The sequence below is a fragment of the Cellulomonas sp. C5510 genome, assembly GCF_019797765.1.
Taxonomy (GTDB): Bacteria; Actinomycetota; Actinomycetes; order Actinomycetales; family Cellulomonadaceae; genus Cellulomonas.
The window spans coordinates 3,459,323-3,476,638 of sequence record NZ_CP081862.1 but is presented as its reverse complement, the minus strand read 5'-3'; the positions used below and the strand labels follow the sequence as shown (position 1 = coordinate 3,476,638).

The window sequence follows — 17,316 nt, the reverse complement described above, 5'->3', positions numbered from 1 at the left end:
GTTCAGTAGGAAATGAATCTTTAACGTGTCCGACACGCGACGGTGCTGCCGCCCGGGCCGGTCGCGGTGGTTGCATGGGGCACGTGATCCACACCCAGGACTACGTGCTGACCGACGAGGCGCGCGTGCGGGACCTCGTGCGGGAGCACGGCTGGGCGACCCTGGTGTCGGCGACCGCCGACGGGCCGGTCGCGTCGCACGTGCCGATCCTGCTGGAGGAGGGGGCTCCGGGGGAAGACCCGGGTGCGCGGAGGGACGCCGCGGCCGACGGGGTCGAGCCGGCCGAGCCGGCCGACCCGGCCGACCCGCAGCCCGCCGCCCCGCGCCGGTCCGGACGGCACGCGCGTGCCCTGCCGGACCGGTTCACCGTCCCCGCGGCGCCGCTGAGCGTGCTGAGCCACCTCGGGCGCCCGGACGAGCAGCTGCACGAGGTCGACGGCACCCGGGAGCACCTGCTCGTGGTCGAGGGCCCGTACGGCTACGTCTCCCCGGGCTGGTACGGCTACGCCCCCGCGGTGCCCACCTGGAACTACGTGGCCGTGCACCTCTACGGGACGCTCGAGCTGCTCGGCCCCGAGGAGTCGTACGCCGTCATGGGCGCGACCGTCGACCGGTACGAGGCGCCGATGCCCGACCCCGTCCGGATGCCCGACGTCGAGGGGTACGCGCGCCGGATCGCGCCCGGCGCCGTGGGGTTCCGGATGCGTGTCACCCGCTGGCAGGGCAAGGCGAAGCTCAGCCAGGACAAGCCGCGCGAGGTCGCCGAGCGCGTCGCCGCCGCGCTCGAGGACGACCCGCACTACGCCAACCCGGGGCTCGCCGCCGCGATGCGTGCGGAGCTCGGCCGCCGACCATCCCGCCGACCCGACCAGGGTTGACGCCCCGCGGGCGCCCGCCCGCCGCACCGAACGGAGTCCCATGTCCCGACCGCTCGTCCTCACCCGTGCGCGCCTGCTCGGCGCCGCCCGCACCGTCGACGTGCTGCTGCGCGACGGGCGGGTGCACGCCGTGGGGCCGGACGTCGCCCGCACGGCCGGAGCCGGCGTCGAGCAGGTCGACCTGGACGGGCGCACCGTCGTACCGGGGCTCTGGGACCAGCACACCCACCTGACGCAGTGGGCGCTCGCCCGCCAGCGCCTCGACGTCTCGGCCGCCACGTCCGCCGCGCACGCGGTCCGCCTGGTCACCGACCGCCTCGCCGCGACCGTGATGCTGCCCGGCACCGCGCTGGTGGGCTACGGGTTCCGCGACGGGCTGTGGCCGGACGAGCCGACGTCCGCGCTGCTGGACGAGGCTGTCGGGGACACCCCCGTGATCCTCGTGTCCGCCGACCTGCACTGCGCCTGGTTCAGCACCGCCGGGCTGCGGTACGCGGGCGTGCCGGCGCACCCCACCGGCCTGCTGCGCGAGTCGGAGTGGCTGCCGCTGACCGCCGTCGTCGACCAGGTGCCCGACGAGGTGGCGGACGCCTGGGTCGCCGACGCGGCGCGCGCGGCCGCCCGGCGCGGCGTGGTCGGGGTGGTCGACTACGAGATCACCGAGAACCTCGGGCCGTGGCGGCGCCGCACGGCGGGCGGGTTCGACTCCCTGCGCGTCCGCGCCGGGGTCTGGGAGCCGTTCCTCGACCGCGTGCTCGCCGAGGAGCTGCGCACGGGCGACGTCGTCGTCGGCACCGGCGGCCTGCTGCAGCAGGGGCCGCTCAAGGTCGTCACGGACGGCTCGCTCAACACCCGCACCGCCTACTGCCACGACCCCTACCCGGGGCTCAGCGGGCCGGACGCCCACGGCGTGCTGTCCGTGCCGCCGGAGCACCTCGTCCCCCTCATGACGCACGCCCACCGCAAGGGCCTCACGTGCGCGATCCACGCGATCGGGGACCACGCGAACACCCTCGCCCTCGACGCGTTCGAGGCCTCCGGCGCGCGCGGCTCGGTGGAGCACGCCCAGCTGCTGGTCGACGACGACGTCGCCCGCTTCGTCGCGCTCGACGTCGTCGCGTCCGTCCAGCCCGAGCACGCCGTGGACGACCGGGACGTCGCCGACCGCCACTGGGCCGGCCGGACGCACCGCGCCTTCCCGTTCGCCACCCTGGCCGCCGCCGGGGTGCGGCTCGCGCTCGGCTCGGACGCCCCCGTGTCGCCGCTCGACCCGTGGATCGCGGTGGCGGCGGCGGTGGAGCGCACCCGCGACGGACGCGAGCCGTGGCACCCGGAGCAGCGGCTCGACCTGCTGACCGCCCTGCGCGCGTCCACCGACGGGCAGCCGCTGACGCTCGCCGTCGGGGCGCCCGCCGACCTGGCGGTGCTCGACGTCGACCCGCTCTCCACGTCGACCGGGCTGCGGGAGCTGCCGGTCGCCGGGACGCTGCTCGCGGGGCGCTGGACGCACCGGGAGCTGTGACGGCGTCGCCGGGCCGCCGGGCCGCGGGCGCGCGGGGGAGCCGTCGGCGAGGCCTGCGCCCGCCGTCGTGCGTCGATCTCCTGCCGACGGGTGGCAGCACCCAGACGGCCCGGCACGTGGCCCGGGACCCGGACGTAGCGTCGGGAGCGATGCCTCCCCACCACCCTGTCTGCCAGGCCCGCGGTGTCGCCGCGCGCACCACCCTCGGCCTGCACCCCCGCGACGGCCGCCCGGTCGCCTGCTGGGTGGTGCACCCCGCCGACGCGGACCCCGCTGCGCGCGCCCCGATCACGCGCCTCGTCGCCGCGCTCGGCCTCGGCACGCCGGCCGACCCGAGCCTGACGGAGGTCGCGGGGCACCGGGCGTCGCTCACCGCGGCAGGCGGGTGGGCCACCCTGTGGGTCGGGGACGGTGACGAGCTGGTCGCCGAGCACGACGACGACTGGCGCGACGCCCTGCTCGACCGCGGCTGGGCCGTCGTGGTGGTCGGCTACTCGCCGGACCTGGGCGACGGCCGCACCAGCACCGTCCGGGAGTACCTCAGCAGCGGGGCCGAGGCGCACGTCGGCGTGGTGCGGACGGCCTGACCGCCCCGCGACCGCGCGGTGTGCGGGAGCCCCCGCCCGCCTGCCGGTCGCGCGGACCGGAGCGGCCCCGGCGGTCGGTAGGCTGGGGTCCACCCCCACCGCCGCGAACCAGGGAGCTCACCCGTGGGACGAGTCGTCGTCGATGTGATGCCCAAGCCGGAGATCCTCGACCCGCAGGGCAAGGCCGTCGCCGGGGCGCTGCCGCGGCTCGGGTTCGGGCAGTTCACCTCCGTCCGGCAGGGCAAGCGGTTCGAGCTGGAGGTCGACGGCCCCGTCACCCCCGAGGTGCTCGCCGCCGCGGCCGCCGCCGCCGAGCAGGTGCTGTCCAACCCGGTGATCGAGGACGTGGTGCGGGTCGCCGACTCCGAGGCCGACGCCGCCGCGACCGTCGCGTCGGAGGGTCTGGCCTGATGACGCGCATCGGCGTCGTCACCTTCCCGGGGACGCTCGACGACCGGGACGCCGCGCGGGCCGTGCGCCTCGCCGGCGCCGAGCCCGTCGCCCTCTGGCACGCGGACGCCGACCTGCACGGCGTCGACGCGGTCGTGCTGCCCGGCGGGTTCTCCTACGGCGACTACCTGCGCGCCGGGGCCATCAGCCGCTTCGCTCCCGTCATGGGCGAGGTCGTCGAGGCCGCCGGCAAGGGCATGCCCGTGCTCGGCATCTGCAACGGGTTCCAGGTCCTCACCGAGGCGCACCTGCTGCCCGGCTCGATGATCAAGAACGACCACCTGCACTTCGTCTGCCGCGAGCAGGTGCTGTCGGTGCAGTCCACGGACACGGCCTGGACGGGCGAGTACCGCCAGGGCGAGCGGATCACCATCCCGCTCAAGAACCAGGACGGGCAGTACGTGGCCGACGAGCGCACGCTCGACGAGCTCGAGGGCGAGGGCCGCGTGGTCTTCCGCTACGAGGACCACAACCCCAACGGGTCGCGCCGCGGCATCGCCGGGATCAGCAACGCCCGCGGCAACGTCGTCGGCCTCATGCCGCACCCCGAGCACGCGGTCGAGGCGGGCTTCGGGCCCGACGGCGCGCGCGGTCCCCGCAGCGGGACGGACGGGCTGCGGTTCTTCACGTCGGTGATGCGGGCGCTCGTCTCCTGACGGCCGGACCGGCCGGTCGGGGCGGACCCCGCGCCGGCGGCCGACGTCCACCGGTGCCCGCCATGTGGACGTGCCGTGGACCCGTCCCGAGGGGCCGGGCTACCGTGCGTGCGTGTTCCTGAGCCGGGTGTGTTGTCGCTGAGCTGACGACCTCGCGCGCCCGCGGCCCGACGGCCCTCGCCGCGCACCCCGCCTCACCTCCCGAGGACACCCCCATGGCTCAGTCCGTGCTGCTGCACCGCCCGCCCGCGGTCGCCACCCGTCTGCCCGGCACCACCACCGTCGCCGGCCCCGACATCCACGTCGGCACCCCCGACTACGGCGTCCACGCCGTGGAGTCCCGCCCCGGCTCCGAGACCGCCATCGCGCTCGCCGCCGCCCGCGCCGACGTCATCCGCCTCGAGTTCTCCGTGGCCGTGCCGACCGTCGGGGCGCTCGCCCGGGTGGTCGGGCTCGTCGAGGAGGCCGTGGCCGACGCCGGCCGCGACCGCGCCGAGGTGCGGGTCGTGCTGGACCTCGAGGTCGTGCTCGCCGCCGACGAGCGGACCGCCCGCCGCAAGCGCTCGCACCTGGAGCACCTCGACGCCCTCTCCGGCCTGGGCTGGTCGCCCGCCGCGACCCGGGTCGTCACCACTCCGGCGCTGCTGGCCGCCGAGGTCCGCGAGCTCGGTCGCCGTGCCGGCGTCGACGGCGTGGTCCTGCTGCCCCTCGCGGGCGGCCCGGCGGCCGAGGACGAGCTCCGCGCCCTGGTCGCCTGACCCCGGCGTCGCGGGTCAGGCCGGGAGGGTCGCCAGGGCCTGGGCGAGGTCGTCGCGCAGGTCCGCCACGTCCTCGAGGCCCACGGACAGCCGCACCGTGGACTCAGCGATGCCGACCGCCGCGCGCCCGGCCGGGCCGAGCTTGCGGTGCGTGGTGGTCGCGGGGTGGGTGACCAGGGACTTCGCGTCGCCCAGGTTGTTCGAGATGTCGATGACCCGCAGCGCGTCGAGCACCGCGAACGTCGCGCGCTTGGCCTCGTCCGGCCCCGCCCCCTCCGGCACCCGCAGCCCGAACGTCACGACCGTCCCGCCGCCCTCCTGCTGGGCGAGCGCGAGGGCGTGCTGCGGGTGGGACGGCAGGTACGGGTAGCGGACGCCGGACACGGCGGGGTGCTCCTCCAGCCAGCCGGCCAGCGCGAGGGCGGACGCCGTCTGGTGCCGGACCCGCAGCGACAGCGTCTCGAGGCCCTTGAGCAGCACCCACGCGTTGAACGCCGACAGCGACGGCCCGGTGTTGCGGATCAGCGTCTGCACCGGCCCGTGCACGTACGCGTCGGTGCCGAGGATCGCCCCGCCGAGCACCCGCCCCTGCCCGTCGATGTGCTTGGTCGCCGAGTAGACGACCACGTCCGCGCCGAGCTCCAGCGGCCGTGACAGCACCGGGGTGGCGAACACGTTGTCGACGACGACGACCGCCCCGGCGGCGTGCGCGAGCCGGCTGACGGTGGCGATGTCGACGAGGTCCTGCATCGGGTTCGACGGGGTCTCGAAGAACACCACGTCGGCGGGGGTCGCGAGCGCCGCCTCCCACTGCTCCGGGACGTGCCCGTCCACGTAGTCGGTGCGCACGCCCCAGCCCGCGAGGATCTCGTCGAAGACGACCACGGACGACCCGAACAGCGCCCGGGCGGCGACGACGCGCGACCCCGAGCGGACCAGGGCGGCGAGCGCCGTGAACACCGCGGACATGCCCGACGCGCTGGCGTAGCAGGCCTCGGCGCCCTCGAGCAGCCGCAGCCGCTCCTCGAACGTCGACACCGTCGGGTTGCCGTAGCGGGAGTACAGGAACCGGTCGACCTCGCCCGCGAACGCCGCCTCGGCGTCGGCGGCGCTCTCGTAGACGTAGCCCTGCGTGAGGAACAGCGCCTCGGACGTCTCGCGGAACCCGGACCGGACGGTGCCGCCGCGGACCGCGAGCGTGTCGGGGCGCAGCGACGCCCGGGGGAGCCGCTCGTCGCGCCAGTCGCCGGGTCCGGGCGCGGCCGTCACGCGTCCCGCCACGGCAGGCCCGCGGCGCGCCAGCCGGTGTGCCCGCGGCGCCCGTCCGGGCCGACGTCGCCCTCGAAGCCGGTGAGCACGTTGTAGGCCGGGCCGAGTCCCGCGGCGGTCGCCGTCGTCGCGGCAGCCACCGACCGGACGCCCGAGCGGCACAGGAACACCACCGGGCGCGGCTCGCCCGCGACGACCCCCGCGGCGGCGAGCCCGTCGAGGAACGCCGGGTTCGGGCGGCCGGACCCGTCGGTCCACTCGACGAACGCGGTGCGCTCGTCGCCGTCGGCCAGGTCCGCGGTGTCCGGGACGCCGATCGTCTGCCACTCGCCCTCCGTGCGGACGTCCACGAGGACGGCGCGCGGATCGGACGCCAGCAGGTCCCAGGCCTCCTGCGGGGTGAGGTCACCCGCGTACGGCGCGCTCACAGCGGCCGCACCTGCGCACGTGCCGCGTCGGGCAGCACCACCGCCTGGGCGACCACCACCCGTTCGCCGTCGAACGTCGCGGCGGGGCCGCCGTGCAGCACGTAGCCCTCGTCGAGGGCGGCGCTGACCCGCTCGCAGAACGTGCGGTCGTCCGGGCCGGTCAGCAGCCGGTAGCGCAGGCGGTCGTCGGTCGTCGTCATGCTCTCCTCCATCGGACCTGGCGGAAGCACCCTCGGCCGGCCCGTGCTCGTGGGAGCCCCGGACCGCGGGTTGCTGCGGCGTCGACGAGCCAGATCTCTCGGCCGCTCTGGATGGTGCCGCGATGCTACGCCATGCGCCGGACCCGTGCGGCGGGTGAGGTCGCACTGTGGACGACGGTTGACACCCGCGCGGACCTCCCCGCATCCTCGGGCGTAGGTCATGAGCGCCAGCGCGAAGCCCCGGCTCGCTGGCCGGCAACCCTCCCACCGCGGCGGGGTGCCCCGGGTGACGACCTGGCCGTCCACCGACCGGTGGCCGGCAAGCGCGGGGTCGCCCGGTCGGTGACCGGGCCCCCACCGAGATCCACCGGGGGTCCTCCCATGTCCGTCAGCACCCTGTCCTGCGCCACCGCCCTGCTGCCCGTGGTCGGCGGCGACACGCCCGTCCCGCTGGTCGACGGCCGCTCCGTGCCGTACGCGAACCTCGACTACGCCGCCTCCGCCCCGGCGCTGGAGGCGGTGGCGGCCCGGGTCGTCGAGGTGCTGCCCCTGTACGCGTCGGTGCACCGCGGCGCCGGGTACCTGTCGCAGGTGTCGACCGCTTTGTACGAGGCGTCCCGCGCGGCGGTCGCCCGGTTCGCCGGCGCCCGGCCCGACGACGTCGCCGTCGTCACCCGGAACACCACCGACGCGCTGAACCTGCTGGCGGGCTGCGTCCCGGAGGGCGGGCGGGTGCTCGTGCTGGACGTCGAGCACCACGCGAACCTGCTGCCGTGGGTGCGCTCGGTGCGTGGCTCGGGCCGGGTCGCGACCATCCTGCCGGTGGCGCCGACCGTCGCGGAGACGCTCGCGTCGGTCCGCGCGGAGCTCGCCCGGCAGCCGTACGCGCTCGTCACGGTGACCGGTGCCTCGAACGTCACGGGGGAGGCGCTGCCGCTGGCGTCCGTCGTCGCGCTCGCGCAGGAGGGCGGGGCCCGGGTCGCGGTCGACGGGGCGCAGCTGCTGCCGCACCGGGCGTTCTCGCTGGCGGAGTCGGGGGTCGACTACGTGGCGTTCTCGGGGCACAAGACGTACGCCCCGTTCGGTGCCGGCGCGCTCGTCGGCCGGCGCGACTGGCTGGACGCCGGCACGCCGTACCTCGCGGGCGGCGGTGCGGTCCGGGACGTGCGCACGGACCGCACGCTGTGGCAGCCCGCGCCCGCCCGGCACGAGGGCGGGTCCCCGAACGTGCTCGGGGCGGTGGCGCTCGCGGAGGCGTGCGACGCCCTGTCCGCACTGCCGGACGGCGCGCTCGCCGCGCACGAGACCGCGCTGCGGGACGGGCTGCTCGACGGCCTCGCGACCGTCCCCGGCGTGCGGGTGCTGCGGCTGTGGCCGGACTCCGCCGACCCCGTCGGTGTCGTGTCGTTCACCGTCGGGGAGCACGACCCGGGCCTGGTGGCGGCGTACCTGTCCGCCGAGCACGGCGTGGGTGTGCGCGACGGCCGGTTCTGCGCGCACCCGCTGCTGGCGCGCGTCGGTGTGACGGGAGGCGCCGTCCGCGCGTCCGTCGGGGTCGGGACGACGGCCGCTGTCGTCGACCGGCTGGTCGACGGCCTGCGCGCGTTCGTCGAGCAGGGCCCGCGCGCCCGGTACGAGGTGGTCGAGGGCTGCTGGGCGGTCGCCGGCGACCCGCGCCCACGGCCGGCCGTGACGGGCATCGAGGGCATCGCGGCGACGGCCGCCGCGGCGTGCGGCCCGGCCGTGGAGGACTGAGGACTGTCGGCCCCTTGCCGAGGTGGTCGGCGCGCAGGTCGGAGAGCCCGAGCGGCAGCAGCTCGCCGGAGGCTGCGCGCGGTCGGGCCACCAGGCGGTCGGCGAGCAGGCCGGCCAGCCCCGGACGGCTCGCGGCGGCGCCCGCGCGCCCTCAGCCCACCGTGACGCCGAGGTGGTCGGCGAGGACCTCGGACAGGTCGTGGAGCTGCTCCCGGCTGATCGTCGCGCCTCGTAGGCCGGCGATGCCGTCGAGGCCGGCGAGCTCCGCGCCCCGCAGGTCGGCGTCGCGGAGCTGCGCCCGGGTGACGTCGAGCCGGCCGACGCGGCAGTCCGTGAAGGTCACGCGGGTGGCGCGCACGCCCACGAGGTCCAGGTCGCCGATCGTGCAGCCGGAGAACCGCAGGTCCTGCAGCCGCGAGTCCCGCAGGTTGAGGTAGTCGATCTTGCCGCCCTCGACCGTCACCCGGTCCCAGCTCCCGCCGAACGCCTCGACGGCACCGAACCGGCAGCCGCGCAGCACCACGTCCCGCCACGACCCGCCGCGGGCCCGCAGCGCGCCCGCCCGGCAGTCCGCCAGCGTGGTGTCGACCAGGCGCGCGTGGTCGAGAGCCGCCCCGTCCAGGTCGCACCCCCGCAGCAGGCACTCGATCAGCCGGGCGCCCTCCGCGTCGGCGCCGGTGAGGTCGAGGCCGTCCAGCAGCAGCCGGTCGTAGTCGCCCTCCGGTTCCCAGACCCCGGTCCAGGGCTCGAGCGCGTCCTCGCGGGGGGTCGTCATGCGCCCACCCTCCCACCCGCCGCCCACACCCCCGCACCCGCACTCCCGCACTCCCGCGCCCCCGCACCCCCGCACTCCCGCGCTCCCGCGCTCCCCTCACGCCGAGAAGCCAGGACACGCCCGGGATCCGGCCCGCGGGGCCCGCGTGTCCTGGACTCTCGGCGCAGCGCTCGCGCACGGGAGACAGCGCCCGCGCGCTCAGGCCCGCGCGCGCTCAGGCCCGCGCGCTCGTGCTCGTGCCCGCGCGCTCAGATCCGCACGCCGAGATGCCAGGACACGCCCGGGGTTTCGGCCGCGGCGCCCGCGTGTCCTGGACTCTCGGCGCAGCGCTCGCGCACGGAGGGAAGCACCCGCGCGCTCAGGCCCGCGCGCGCTCAGGCCCGCGCGCTCGTGCTCGTGCCCGCGCGCTCAGGCACGCGCGCCCAGGCCCTCACGCCGAGATGCCAGGACACGCCCGGGATCCGGACTGCGGGGCCCGCGTGTCCTGGACTCTCGGCGCAGCGCTCGCGCACGGGGCGCAGCGCTCGCGCACGCAGCGGGCGCGCGCGGCGTCCGCGCCCTGGGCAGGGCGGTCAGGCGAGGGGGTGGATCCGCGCGACGAGGTGCAGCTTGCCCCGCTTCGCGTCCCAGGCGGTCACGGTCCAGCCCCCGTCCGCGGGCGCGACCCGCACCGACGGCGACGACGGCAGCAGCACCGGCGCGGCGAACTCCACGTCCCAGGCGTACGCCGACCCGCGGCGCGCCCCGACCGCGGCGAGCGCGCGGGCGGCGGTGTCCATGCCGTGGGCGATCGCCCGGGGGAACCCGAGCGCCTTCGCGGTGAGCGGGGAGAGGTGGATGGGGTTCGCGTCGCCGGAGACCGCGGCGTAGCGGCGACCGGTGTCCGCGCCGAGCGCCCAGCGGCCCGTGGGGACGGGCGGCTCGAACGGCGGTCGTGGCTCCTCGTCGGGGGCCCCGCCCGCGGCCCGGGACCCGACGGCGAGGTAGGTCGAGACGCCGCGCCACACGGGCGGGTCGGCGTCGGATCCGCCGGACGGCCGCACCTCGGTCACCAGGTCGACCTGCGCCCCGCGGCGGTGCGGCCGCAGGTCCTGCGCCCAGGCCCGGACGTCGAGCGCGTCCCCGACACGCAGCGGCTCGCGCTGCACGACGCGGTTCGCCAGGTGCACCATGCCGAGCGCGGGCAGCGGGAAGTCCGGCCGGACGATGAGGGCGGTGGCCACGGGGAACGCCAGCACGTGCACGTACCCGGCAGGCAGCTCGTCCGTCGCAGGCTCGCCCACGTGGTGCTGGTACGCCGTGAGGCGGTCCGCGTCCGGCTGGACGCCGCGCAGCCGGTGCTCGACGGCGGGCAGCGCGGCGACGTCCCCCGGCGCGCCCCGGCTCCCCGGCGCGTCCCGGCTCCCCGACGCGCCCCGGCCCACGGACGCGCCCCGTCCTCCCGACGCGCCCGCGCCCCCGGACGCGCGCCCGCCCCCGGAGAGCCGCCCCCGCACCGCCGACGCCCCGGCCCGGGCGTACAGCGCCCCCAGCCGGGGCGCGGCGCCGAGCTCGACCACGCGCCGCGTGCCGGCGGTGGTGCCCGCCGTCACCGGCCCACCATGCTCTGCCCGCACACCCGCAGTACCTGCCCCACGACGCCCCCGGCCGGCGGCGACGCGAGGAACGCGACCGCCTCGGCGACGTCGACGGGTAGCCCGCCCTGCTGCAGCGAGGACAGCCGCCGCGCGACCTGCCGCGTGAGGGCGGGCATCCGGGCGGTCATGTCGGTCTCGATGAACCCGGGCGCGACCGCGTTGGCTGTGCCGCCGAACGCCGCCAGCAGCGGCGCGGTGGCCTGCACCATGCCGATGACCCCGCCCTTGGACGCGGCGTAGTTGGACTGGCCGCGGTTGCCGGCGATGCCGGAGGTGGACGCGAGGGACACGATCCGCGGGGCGTCGGCGAAGTCGCCGGAGGTCAGCAGCGCCTCGTTGATGCGGAGCTGCGCGGCGATGTTCACGGCGATGACGGACTCCCAGCGGTCGGGCGTCATGTTGGCGAGCAGCTTGTCCCGCGTGATCCCGGCGTTGTGGACCACGATGTCGAGCCGGCCGTGCCGGGCCAGCGCGTGCTCGAGGATCCGCGCGCCCGCGTCCTCGGCGGTGACGTCGAGCTGCAGCGCCGTGCCGCGCACACGGTTGGCGACGGCCGCGAGGGCCTCGCCGGCGGCCGGGACGTCCACCGCCACGACGGTCGCGCCGTCCCGGGCGAGCGTCGTCGCGATGGCCTCGCCGATGCCCCGGGCGGCACCGGTGACGACCGCGACGCGCCCGGCGAGCGGCTGGTCCCAGTCGGCGGGCACCGACCCGGCGTCCGAGTCGACCGCGAGGAGCTGGCCGTCGACGTACGCCGAGCGCGCGGACAGCAGGAACCGGAGGGCACCGAGCGCGGCCGGGGCGGTGACGGGCACGCCGTCCGCCACCACCACGCCGTTGGCGGTCGCACCGGCGCGCAGCTCCTTGGCCACCGAGCGCAGCGCGCCGTCGACGCCCTGCCGGGCGGCGGCGACCGCCGGCGCCTGGTCGGGGGAGGCCGGCCGGGACACCGTGACGACGCGGCCGTGCGGGGTGAGCGTCCGCAGCACGGGCGCCAGGTCGAGCAGCGGGCCGGCGAGCCCCTCGGGGTGGGTGACCTCGGTGAGCGCCAGCACGACCGCCCCGAACCGGGTGCCCTCCGTGGCGTGGCGCCGCACGTCGAGGTCCCAGCCCTTGTGGTCGGCCGACGTCCCGGCGAGCAGGCGGGCGAGCGCGTCGGCGTCCGCCCCCTCGCCGAGCACCAGCACCGGGCCGTCGACGAGCGGGGCCCCGGGGCGGTACCGGTGCAGGCGCGCGGGACGCGGCAGGCCGAGCTGCTTCGCGAGCTTCGCGGTCAGGCCGTCGTTGACGAGGTCGAGGTAGCGGTCGGTCGTCATCACACCGCCTCCAGGATCGCGGCGACGCCGAGGCCGCCGGCCGCGCACACCGACACCAGCGCCCGCACCGGCCGGTCCTCGCCGGCGGCCAGCAGCTCGGCGCGGCGGCGGTGGAGCTGCTGGGCGATCGTGGCGACGATCCGTCCGCCGGTGGCGGCGAAGGGGTGCCCGGCCGCGAGCGAGGAGCCGTGCACGTTCAGCCGGTCGCGGTCGACGGACCCCAGCGCGTCGTCCAGGCCGAGGCGCGTCAGGCAGAACTCCTTGTCCTCCCACGCGGCGAGGGTGCTGAGCACGGTGGCCGCGAAGGCCTCGTGGATCTCCACGTAGTCGAGGTCGGAGAGCGTCAGGCCCTGCCGGGCGAGCAGCCGCGGCACCGCGAACACCGGCGCCATGAGCAGCCCGTCCTCGCCGTGCACGAAGTCGACCGCGGCGGTCTCGGCGTCGACGACGGCGGCCAGCGGCGTCAGCCCGCGCTCGCGGGCCCAGTCCTCGGAGGCCAGCAGCACGGTCGACGCGCCGTCGGTGAGCGGGGTCGAGTTGCCGGCCGTCATCGTCGCGGGGGTGTCGAGCCGGGTGCCGAACACCGGCGTGAGCGACCCGAGCTTCTCGAGCGACGTGTCGGGCCGCAGGTTCTGGTCGCGGACCAGCCCGCGGTAGGGCGTGACGAGGTCGTCGAAGAACCCGGCGTCGTAGGCCGCCGCGAGCCGATGGTGGCTGGCGAGCGCGAGCTCGTCCTGCGCGGCGCGGGTGATGCCCCACTGCGCCGTCGTGAGCGCCTGGTGCTCGCCCATCGACAGGCCGGTGCGCGGCTCGTCGGTGCGCGGGGTGACGGGCTTGAGGTCCCCGGGACGCAGCGCGGCGGCGGCCTTGAGGCGCTGGGGCACCGACCGGGCCCGGGCGAGCGTCAGCAGCGTGCGGCGCAGCCCCTCGCTGACGGTGATCGGCACGTCGGACGCGGTGTCGACGCCGCCCGCGACGCCGGACTCGACCTGCCCGAGCCGGATCTTGTTCGCCACCGACACGACGGCCTCGAGGCCGGTCGCGCACGCCTGCTGCAGGTCGTACGCGGGCGTGCGGGCCGACAGGGGCGACCCGAGCACCGCCTCGCGGGTGAGGTTGAAGTCGCGGCTGTGCTTGAGGACGGCGCCGGCGACGACCTCCCCGAGCACCTCGTCCTGGAGGCCGTAGCGCGCGACCAGCCCGTCGAGCGCCGCGGTGAGCATGTCGAGGTTGCCGACCCGTGCGTACCGCCCGCCGGAGCGGGCGAACGGGATCCGGTTGCCGCCGACCACCACGGCGCGGCGCGTGGCCGGCGTCGGGGTCGTGCTGGGCGTGGCTGCCATGTGGGGGTCCTCCCGCATCGTCGTCGATGTCGTGCTGCCGGAAACGCCGTCGGAACGGGACTTCGGTCCCTTGCGTCGTGCCCGAAACTCACAGTACCTGATACCGTCGGTTCTGTGAGCCCCATCACACGGGACCCGTCGACGACGACGGGCACGCGGCCCGCCACGGACCGGCCCCCGCACCGGTCCGGCGCGGACGCCGGACCCGTCCCTGTGCGTTCCGACGACGGCCGGTCGACCCGCTGGGAGGACCACCGCGAGGCCCGGCGCGCCGAGCTGGTGCGCGTCGCCCGCCGGGTCGTCCACCACACCGGGCCGGACGTGTCGATGGAGGACATCGCGTCGGCGGCAGGGACGTCCAAGTCGATCGTCTACCGCTACTTCACCGACAAGGACGGCCTGCAGCTCGCCGTCGCCGCGGCCGTGGTCGCGGACATCCGCGCCGCCCTCGACGCCGTGGCCGCCGACGCGTCCACCCCCCGCGACGCCCTGCGCGGCATGGTCGACACCTACCTCGCGATGATCGAGGGCTCGCCGCACGTGTACGCGTTCGTCACCCGCGGCGGGTCGGTCGGGGCGTTCCTCGACTCCGTGACCGAGCTGGTGGCCGCGCCGTTCGTGCGCGCACTCGGTGGTGACGACGGTGCTGCCGCGCCCGACGCCGCCTGGGCGCGGCTGTGGGCGTCCGGCGCCGTCGGGTTCGTGCGGGGCGCCGGGGAGAGCTGGCTCGCCTCCCGCGAGGCCGCGGTCCCGCGTGCCGACGACGCGGCGGACCCTGGCGACGCGACGGACCCTGCCGACACGACCGACGCCCCCGCACCCGCCGACCGCCAGGAGGTCGCCGCCCGCGTCGCCGCGTGGCTGTGGGCCGGCCCGGTCGGCGTCCTGACCCGCACCGCCCGCGCCACCGCACCGGGTGCCGCACCCGGCACCGCCGACCCGTCCCGCGTCGACGACGACGCACCGACACCAGGGGAGCACCGATGACCACCACCGCGCCCCGGCCCACGGCCGGACCCGCGACCCGCCCCACCCTCACCGTCCGCCCGTCCGGCGCCGGCCACGCGCCGTCCCCGGAGGGCAGCGACGCGCACGTGGACGCCGCCCAGCTCACCGACGTGCTGCTCGGCCGCTACGCCGACCTGCGCCGCGGTGCCCGGGCGGTGGTCGCCGACCCGCGGTTCCAGCGCGTCGAGGGGCTCCCCGTCGCGGAGCACCGCGCCCGCGTGCTCGAGCAGCTGCGCCTGCTCGCGTCGGAGGGGGACGTGCTGCGGGCGTTCCCGACGGCGCTCGGGGGGGCGGACGACCACGGCGGCTCGCTGGCCCGGTTCGAGGAGCTGGTCGCGGCCGACCCGTCGCTGCAGATCAAGGCCGGCGTGCAGTGGGGGCTGTACGCGTCCGCGGTCCTGCACCTCGGCACGCAGCGCCACCACGAGCGGCTGCTGCCCGGGGCGATGTCGGTCGACGTGCCCGGGGCGTTCGCGATGACGGAGACCGGCCACGGCTCGGACGTCGCGAGCATCGCCACCACCGCCACGTACGACCCGGCGACGCAGGAGTTCGTCCTGCACACCCCGTACCGCGCGGCGTGGAAGGACTACCTCGGCAACGCCGGGCAGCACGGCACCGCGGCCGTCGTGTTCGCGCACCTCGTCTCCCAGGGGCCGGCGGACCCGCGCCCGGTCGACCACGGCGTGCACGCGTTCCACGTGCCGATCCGCGACGCCGCGACCGGAGAGTTCCTGCCGGGCGTCGGCGGGGAGGACGACGGCCTCAAGGGCGGCCTCAACGGCATCGACAACGGCCGCCTCTGGTTCGACCACGTCCGCGTGCCGCGCGAGGACCTGCTCGACCGGTACGGCGCGGTGGCCGAGGACGGGACGTACACCTCCCCGATCGCCAGCCCGGGCCGGCGGTTCTTCACGATGCTCGGGACGCTGGTGCAGGGCCGGGTGTCGCTGGACGGCGCGGCCGTCAACGCCGCGAAGCTCGGGCTGGTCGTGGCGGTGACGTACGGCAACCAGCGCCGGCAGTTCGCCGGGGCGTCGCCGACCGACGAGGTGGTGCTGCTGGACTACGCCGAGCACCGCCGCCGGCTGCTCCCGCTGCTCGCCGAGACGTACGCCGCGACGTTCGCGCACGAGCACCTGCTCGCCGCGTTCGACGACGTGTTCTCCGGCCGCGACGACACCCCGGACTCCCGCGAGGAGCTCGAGACGCTGGCGGCCGCCCTCAAGCCGACGTCGACGTGGCACGCGCTGCGGACCCTCCAGACCTGCCGGGAGGCGTGCGGCGGCGCGGGGTTCCTCACGGCCAACCGGCTGACGTCGCTGCGGGCCGACCTCGACGTGTACGTGACCTTCGAGGGCGACAACACCGTGCTGTACCAGCTCGTCGGCAAGCGGCTGCTCGCCCGGTACGGCCAGCAGGTCGGCGGCGACCCGGCCGTGCTCGCCCGCCTCGTCGCCGGCAAGGCGGCCGACGCCGCGCTGCACCGGATGCCCCTGGCGCGCGCCGCGCAGACCCTCGTCGACGCCGGCGACGCGCGCCGCTCCGCGGGGCAGCTGCGGGACCCGCACACCCAGCGGTCCCTGCTCGCCGACCGGGTCGCCACGATGGTCGCGGAGCTCGCGCAGGCGCTGCGCCCCGCCCGGCGGGCCGCCCCCGAGGTCGCCGCGCAGCTGTTCGACGCCCACCAGCACGAGCTCGTCGAGGCGGCGCGCGCCCACGCGGAGCTGCTCCAGTGGGAGGCGTTCACCCGCGCGCTCGACACCGTGCCGGACGCCGGCACCCGCCAGGTGCTCACGTGGCTGCGCGACCTGTTCGGCCTGACGGTGATCGAGCGGAACCTCGCCTGGTACCTCGTGAACGGCCGGCTGTCCGCCGGGCGCGCCCGCACGGTCACGTCCTACATCGAGCGGCTGCTGCTCCGGCTGCGGCCCCACGCGCAGGACCTGGTCGACGCGTTCGGGTACGGCCCCGAGCACGTCCGGGCCGAGATCGCGTCCGGCGCCGAGGCGGCGCGGCAGGCCGAGGCCCGCGAGGCCCAGCGCGCGGCGCGGGCGGCCGGGACGGAGCCGGTGCCGGAGCCCAAGCCGGCGCGCTGAGGCGCGGGCCTCCGGCCGAGGACGTCGATCGGCCACGACCCGGGGGTCGGGGTGAGCGGGCGGGCCCGCGGTGGCAGCCTGCTCAGGCACGACGTCGCGGTCGTGGCCTCGGCGCGCACTGGCCGTCGGGTGCTGCGGCGCCCCGGGCGGCGTCGGCGCCGGTCAGAGAGGATCGTCGTGCGGCCGGCCCTGTGCCGCCGGGACGCCGCTCTGCGGCGGACGACCGGGCTGGCGGTGGTCGTCGGGCTCGTCGCTGGGGCGTTTGTCGTGGCGTACCGCAGCCGCAGCCGCGGCACGGAGCGGGGCCACCTCGTGTCCGTCGGCGCGTCCGCGGGGCTCGCCGCGGCGTTCAACGGGCCGCTGTCGGGGGCGGCCTTCGCGCTCGAGGAGCTGCAACGAGGTGTTCGTGCTGCGGCCCGTGCTGGACCTCGGGGCCCCGGGCGTGCTCCCGCTCACGCAGTGCCCGTGGTTGCTGCTGCTCGGTCCGGTGACGGGGGTGTTCATGCCTTTGCTCGCGATCGGCGCGCTGACGGGCGCCCTCGTCGGGCCTGCTGACCGGCCGCACTTGGGCAGTGCGACCGCTTGTGTTGCACCAGTCCCCAATCGCTCAGCGAAACGCCCACGTGGAAGTGCAG

17 protein-coding genes and 1 riboswitch are annotated in these 17,316 nt (G+C 76.9%); of the genes, 10 read left to right on the top strand and 7 right to left on the bottom strand.

Translation table 11 applies throughout. From position 1 onward, the window contains the following. The first annotated feature begins 74 nt into the window (after positions 1 to 74). The 6 genes from K5O09_RS16010 to K5O09_RS15985 all read left to right on the top strand — a co-directional run bounded on the left by K5O09_RS16010 (position 75) and on the right by K5O09_RS15985 (position 4,851). Entirely contained in the window at positions 75 to 878 is an 804-nt protein-coding gene (locus tag K5O09_RS16010) for an FMN-binding negative transcriptional regulator (protein WP_222170434.1), read from the top strand. A gap of 40 nt (positions 879 to 918) precedes the next feature. Beyond that, a complete protein-coding gene (locus K5O09_RS16005; RefSeq protein WP_222170433.1) occupies positions 919 to 2,400 on the top strand; it encodes an amidohydrolase in 1,482 nt (493 codons plus the stop codon). Positions 2,401 to 2,549: 149 nt separating this feature from the next. Further along, positions 2,550 to 2,987, top strand: a complete 438-nt coding sequence (locus K5O09_RS16000) for a hypothetical protein (RefSeq protein ID WP_222170432.1) — start codon at positions 2,550 to 2,552, stop codon at positions 2,985 to 2,987. Between the two features lie 123 nt (positions 2,988 to 3,110). Next, positions 3,111 to 3,398 carry a phosphoribosylformylglycinamidine synthase subunit PurS gene (purS, locus tag K5O09_RS15995; RefSeq protein WP_222170431.1) on the top strand — a complete coding sequence of 96 codons (288 nt, stop codon included), beginning with the start codon at positions 3,111 to 3,113 and terminating at the stop codon, positions 3,396 to 3,398. Beyond that, positions 3,398 to 4,093, top strand: coding sequence for a phosphoribosylformylglycinamidine synthase subunit PurQ (gene purQ / locus K5O09_RS15990; protein WP_222170430.1), 696 nt, complete (start codon positions 3,398 to 3,400; stop codon positions 4,091 to 4,093). The genes purS and purQ overlap by 1 nt, the downstream gene beginning before the upstream one ends. Before the next feature lie 215 nt (positions 4,094 to 4,308). Further along, complete coding sequence (locus K5O09_RS15985) at positions 4,309 to 4,851, top strand: hypothetical protein (protein ID WP_222170429.1); 543 nt, start codon at positions 4,309 to 4,311, stop codon at positions 4,849 to 4,851. A gap of 15 nt (positions 4,852 to 4,866) precedes the next feature. On the opposite strand, the gene K5O09_RS15980 is transcribed toward K5O09_RS15985, so the two are convergent. The 3 genes from K5O09_RS15980 to K5O09_RS15970 are packed head-to-tail and all read right to left on the bottom strand — an operon-like array spanning position 4,867 to position 6,748. Next, on the bottom strand, positions 4,867 to 6,120 hold the full coding sequence (locus K5O09_RS15980; RefSeq protein WP_255595774.1) for an O-succinylhomoserine sulfhydrylase: 1,254 nt from the start codon (positions 6,118 to 6,120) through the stop codon (positions 4,867 to 4,869). Further along, on the bottom strand, positions 6,117 to 6,548 hold the full coding sequence (locus K5O09_RS15975) for a rhodanese-like domain-containing protein (protein WP_222170427.1): 432 nt from the start codon (positions 6,546 to 6,548) through the stop codon (positions 6,117 to 6,119). The genes K5O09_RS15980 and K5O09_RS15975 overlap by 4 nt, the downstream gene beginning before the upstream one ends. After that, complete coding sequence (locus K5O09_RS15970) at positions 6,545 to 6,748, bottom strand: DUF1737 domain-containing protein (RefSeq protein WP_222170426.1); 204 nt, start codon at positions 6,746 to 6,748, stop codon at positions 6,545 to 6,547. The genes K5O09_RS15975 and K5O09_RS15970 overlap by 4 nt, the downstream gene beginning before the upstream one ends. A 216-nt stretch (positions 6,749 to 6,964) precedes the next feature. Beyond that, positions 6,965 to 7,080: riboswitch (SAM riboswitch) on the top strand. A 49-nt stretch (positions 7,081 to 7,129) separates the two neighbouring features. On the opposite strand from K5O09_RS15970, the gene K5O09_RS15965 reads away from it, so the two are divergent. After that, the gene (locus K5O09_RS15965) at positions 7,130 to 8,503 is read left to right on the top strand and encodes an aminotransferase class V-fold PLP-dependent enzyme (RefSeq protein WP_222170425.1); all 1,374 of its coding nucleotides are present in this window, start codon (positions 7,130 to 7,132) and stop codon (positions 8,501 to 8,503) included. A gap of 151 nt (positions 8,504 to 8,654) precedes the next feature. Here the strand turns inward: K5O09_RS15965 and K5O09_RS19455 are convergent, their stop codons facing one another. From K5O09_RS19455 to K5O09_RS15945, 4 genes are all read right to left on the bottom strand, one after another. Then, positions 8,655 to 9,278: a pentapeptide repeat-containing protein gene (locus K5O09_RS19455; protein ID WP_222170424.1), complete on the bottom strand. Its 624-nt coding sequence runs from the start codon at positions 9,276 to 9,278 to the stop codon at positions 8,655 to 8,657. A gap of 572 nt (positions 9,279 to 9,850) precedes the next feature. Continuing rightward, positions 9,851 to 10,870, bottom strand: coding sequence for a MaoC/PaaZ C-terminal domain-containing protein (locus tag K5O09_RS15955; protein ID WP_255595769.1), 1,020 nt, complete (start codon positions 10,868 to 10,870; stop codon positions 9,851 to 9,853). Continuing rightward, the gene (locus K5O09_RS15950; RefSeq protein ID WP_222170423.1) at positions 10,867 to 12,231 is read right to left on the bottom strand and encodes a 3-oxoacyl-ACP reductase; all 1,365 of its coding nucleotides are present in this window, start codon (positions 12,229 to 12,231) and stop codon (positions 10,867 to 10,869) included. The genes K5O09_RS15955 and K5O09_RS15950 overlap by 4 nt, the downstream gene beginning before the upstream one ends. Beyond that, positions 12,231 to 13,574 carry an acetyl-CoA C-acetyltransferase gene (locus K5O09_RS15945; RefSeq protein ID WP_222170422.1) on the bottom strand — a complete coding sequence of 448 codons (1,344 nt, stop codon included), beginning with the start codon at positions 13,572 to 13,574 and terminating at the stop codon, positions 12,231 to 12,233. Before K5O09_RS15945 ends, K5O09_RS15950 begins: the two co-directional genes overlap by 1 nt. Before the next feature lie 114 nt (positions 13,575 to 13,688). On the opposite strand from K5O09_RS15945, the gene K5O09_RS15940 reads away from it, so the two are divergent. From K5O09_RS15940 to K5O09_RS19610, 3 genes are read left to right on the top strand one after another with little or no spacing between them, the layout of a single operon-like run. After that, positions 13,689 to 14,561 carry a TetR/AcrR family transcriptional regulator gene (locus K5O09_RS15940; RefSeq protein ID WP_222170421.1) on the top strand — a complete coding sequence of 291 codons (873 nt, stop codon included), beginning with the start codon at positions 13,689 to 13,691 and terminating at the stop codon, positions 14,559 to 14,561. Further along, positions 14,558 to 16,681: an acyl-CoA dehydrogenase gene (locus K5O09_RS15935; protein ID WP_222170420.1), complete on the top strand. Its 2,124-nt coding sequence runs from the start codon at positions 14,558 to 14,560 to the stop codon at positions 16,679 to 16,681. Before K5O09_RS15940 ends, K5O09_RS15935 begins: the two co-directional genes overlap by 4 nt. A 51-nt stretch (positions 16,682 to 16,732) precedes the next feature. Next, positions 16,733 to 17,236 carry a chloride channel protein gene (locus K5O09_RS19610; RefSeq protein WP_370635480.1) on the top strand — a complete coding sequence of 168 codons (504 nt, stop codon included), beginning with the start codon at positions 16,733 to 16,735 and terminating at the stop codon, positions 17,234 to 17,236. Positions 17,237 to 17,316 lie beyond the last annotated feature (80 nt).